The 3,473-nt window shown below is 49.3% G+C and carries 2 protein-coding genes; both read right to left on the minus strand.

What is annotated here, in order from left to right; genetic code table 11:
* Positions 1-339: 339 nt before the first annotated feature.
* Complete coding sequence (gene glmS / locus NG833_RS29630; RefSeq protein WP_254568854.1) at positions 340-2,247, minus strand: glutamine--fructose-6-phosphate transaminase (isomerizing); 1,908 nt, start codon at positions 2,245-2,247, stop codon at positions 340-342.
* Between the two features lie 336 nt (positions 2,248-2,583).
* Positions 2,584-2,829 (minus strand): photosystem I iron-sulfur center protein PsaC, encoded by a 246-nt coding sequence (gene psaC / locus NG833_RS29635; RefSeq protein ID WP_007355303.1) that lies wholly within the window; start codon positions 2,827-2,829, stop codon positions 2,584-2,586.
* Positions 2,830-3,473 lie beyond the last annotated feature (644 nt).

A 3,473-nucleotide genomic window follows, 5' to 3' on the forward strand; every position in this document is an offset into this window, starting at 1 on the left:
GCGATTCTCGAATCGCGGCTACAGGGAGATTGGAAATGGGTTTTTCGATGTTGGGAAGTGGGATTAGATGGGGTGATTAACCTGGTTTTTTGTTTTACTGGCGATTCTCGAATCGCGGCTACAGGGAGATTGGAAATGGGGTTTGTCGATGTTGGGAATCCGCAGGAGATGAGTTGATGAACCTGGTTTCTGGTCCAATTTCAAGGGTTAGAAACTATTGTACTCTTCAGCCCGCGCAGGCACCGCTTCGTCCGTATAGCCCCTTGACGCTGCGGGTCTTTGCCAGAAAAAAGCAGCCTCGGAAAAGGCTGCTTTCTCTCACTTAAAACTCACTCCTATTTACTCCACCGTCACTGACTTCGCCAAGTTACGGGGTTGATCCACATCTAAACCGCGTCGGGCTGCAATGTGATAGGCGAGTAACTGTAACGGGATGACGGCTAAAATAGGTGAGAGCAACTCATCTACAACGGGGACTTGTAAGACATCGTTAAAAATCTCCGCTGCATCAAACCCATTTTGCGGCGTGACCCCAATCAGTCGGGCATCCCGCGCTTTTGCTTCTTGGGCGTTGGAAATCACTTTCTCGTAGACGGTTCCCGGCATGGCGATCGCCACTACAGGGACTTTCGCATCCAACAGGGCGATCGGTCCATGTTTCATCTCTCCTGCCGGATATCCTTCCGCATGGATATAGCTGATTTCCTTGAGTTTTAACGCCCCCTCTAAGGCGATCGGGAAATTAATCCCTCGTCCTAAAAAGATAAAATCCTGAGTCTCGGCAAATTCATGGGCCAACTCCTCAATACTACCCTCTTGAGAACTCAGCACCTGTTCAATTTGTGCCGGAAGTTGGCGCAATCCTTGGATAATTTCCTCGATGCGCGCTTCTGGGAGGGTTTTGCGTTGATAGGCCAAGTCTAAGGCTAAACTATAAAATGCCATCAACTGCGCCACAAAGGTCTTCGTTGCCGCCACCCCAATTTCAATTCCGGCATGGGTATTAATAATGTCCGCTACCAGATTCCCCAAGGAAGACTCGGGACGATTGGTAATCCCCAACAAGCGCGCTTGATAGGCAGCAGAAAGTCCAGTCCGGCGCTGGTTTTCCATTGCTAGGGCCGCCAGAGTATCCGCCGTTTCTCCCGACTGACTGATGCCGACTGCCAGGGTGTAGGGGCGCAAGGGGGCCGGTGCATAGCGATATTCTGAGGCATAGTTGACCGAGGTGGGAATTCCCGCCAACTGTTCTAGCAAGTATTTCCCAACTAACCCCGCGTGCCAACTGGTCCCACAAGCGAGGATTTCAATCTGTTGCAAATCCTTGTACAGTTCCAGATTAATTCCCAAATTAATCGGCGCAACTTGATTATCTCCCGGTTGCCACTCCCGGTTAAAATAGGCTTCCAAACAGGTGCGGACCACTGCCGGTTGTTCGTAAATCTCCTTATGCATGAAGTGGCGGAATCCTTGTTTTTCCACCAGGACCGGGTTGAGGTTGAGGACTCGGGGAGTTTTTTTGAGCCGATCGCCTGCAAAGTTATAAACCTCCACCCCTAACGGTGTCAACCGCGCCATTTCTTCATTTTCCAAGGACAAAACCGCCCGGGTATAGGGCACGATCGCCGGAGTATCCGAGGCACAGAAAAATTCCCCCTGTCCAAATCCCACCACTAAAGGGGCCTGCTGTCGGGCCACAATCAGTTCATCGGGGTAGTCAGCACAAATCACGGCGATCGCAAATGCCCCTTCTAACTTATTCACCGCCTTGCGTACCGCCTCAAAAAACTGCGAGATTAACGGCATAAACCCTGGTGCATCCACCATCGGTTCCATCATAAACTCCGCAATTAAATGAGGAATGACCTCCGTATCCGTATCGGACCGAAATTCATGACCTCTACCCTTGAGTTCCTCGCGCAACTCCCGATAATTTTCAATAATCCCATTTTGGACCACCGCCACCTTGCCGTGGGTGTCCATGTGGGGATGGGCGTTGTATTCCTCCGGTTTACCGTGAGTCGCCCAACGGGTATGTCCGATGCCGATTTGCGCGGGATTGTCGATGCCTTGGATTTTTTCTCGTAGGTTGTGGAGTTTGCCTTTTGCGCGGACACAGTTGAGTTTTCCGTCCCAAATCGTGGCCACCCCTGCTGAGTCATAACCGCGATATTCTAGTTTTTCCAATCCGGCGAGTAAAACTTCGTTCGCCGCTTGAGTGCCAATATAGCCAACAATTCCGCACATTTATCCGTTAACTCCTCTCGATACGGTGCAATGGATAGAATTTTAGTTTTTCCGTGCTGTTTCTGCTATAATTGCATCCCTTTATAGTTTCCTAACGTCTCAAGTGGCGATCGCCCGGTATGAGCAGAAATCGACAGTGCGATCGGGGATGCAAATAATCCCTACAGCAAGTTGATAGTCTCTTCCCCTGCCTAGTCTCTGATTCCGGAAATGAGTTCCCCTCGCCGGAAACACAGCCACGCGAAAAAAGAGGGGCCCAAGGCTCCCTCTTTCTATTTAAACTCTAAATGTTTTAAAAGCACTCTTGAACCCAAAGTGCCTTCAAATCATTTATCTCTAGTAAGCCAGACCCATACTGCGAGTCGTTTCAGCGCCGAGATAGACTCGGATGCTCAAAAAGTCTGTCGGACAGGCAGTTTCGCAACGCTTGCAACCTACACAGTCTTCAGTCCGGGGAGAAGAGGCAATCTGACCAGCTTTACAGCCATCCCAGGGGACCATCTCCAGAACGTCTAAGGGACAAGCCCGAACGCATTGTGTGCAACCAATGCAGGTGTCATAGATTTTTACGGCATGAGACATGGATTATAAGCTCCCAACGTGTTCTCAACAAATTTTTGGATCTGGTAATAGCCGCTTTAACCGCTAGAGTAACGGTTAAAGCTGTCGAAATCTTGGCTTAGTTTATCGTAGTCCTACCTACTCCTCTCAGAAAAGGAGCGAGAACTTAAAAGATCGTAATATATTGCCCGGTCCTTTTACTAGAGGGGAAGGGTGGCGATCGGGCTTAAGCGGTTTCCAGCCCGCTTAAGTTCATCATTTTGTAATAAATCTTTACAAGTTCCCAGAACCCTGCCTTCAAGGCCCCTCAATCCATTCCCCCGTTCGTAGTAACGACTTCAGTCGTTCTCTTATCTGAGTTCGTAGTAACGACTTCAGTCGTTCTCTTGTCTTAGTTCGTAGTAACGACTTCAGTCGTTCTCTTGTCTTAGTTCGTAGTAACGACTTCAGTCGTTCTCTTATCTGAGTTCGTAGTAACGACTTCAGTCGTTCTCTTATCTGAGTTCGTAGTAACGACTTCAGTCGTTCTCTTAGGGAACTCCAAAAAATAAAACCTTCAAAAAACCCGCAGGCTCAAGCCTGGGGCTACACGGACAAAGCCCGCCTGCGCGGGCTAAAAGAGCCTTGTTAGGTGCGATCGCATCAAAGCAAGGATGATTTATTTG

The sequence above is a fragment of the Oscillatoria sp. HE19RPO genome (genome assembly GCF_024220515.1).
In the GTDB taxonomy this organism is placed as follows: Bacteria; Cyanobacteriota; Cyanobacteriia; order Cyanobacteriales; family Laspinemataceae; genus Laspinema.

What these genes read in the sequence shown, in the direction of transcription:
- glmS (WP_254568854.1), bottom strand. Translation starts at nt 2,247, where the DNA reads ATGTGCGGAATTGTTGGCTATATTGGCACTCAAGCGGCGAACGAAGTT.
- psaC (WP_007355303.1), bottom strand. Translation starts at nt 2,829, where the DNA reads ATGTCTCATGCCGTAAAAATCTATGACACCTGCATTGGTTGCACACAA.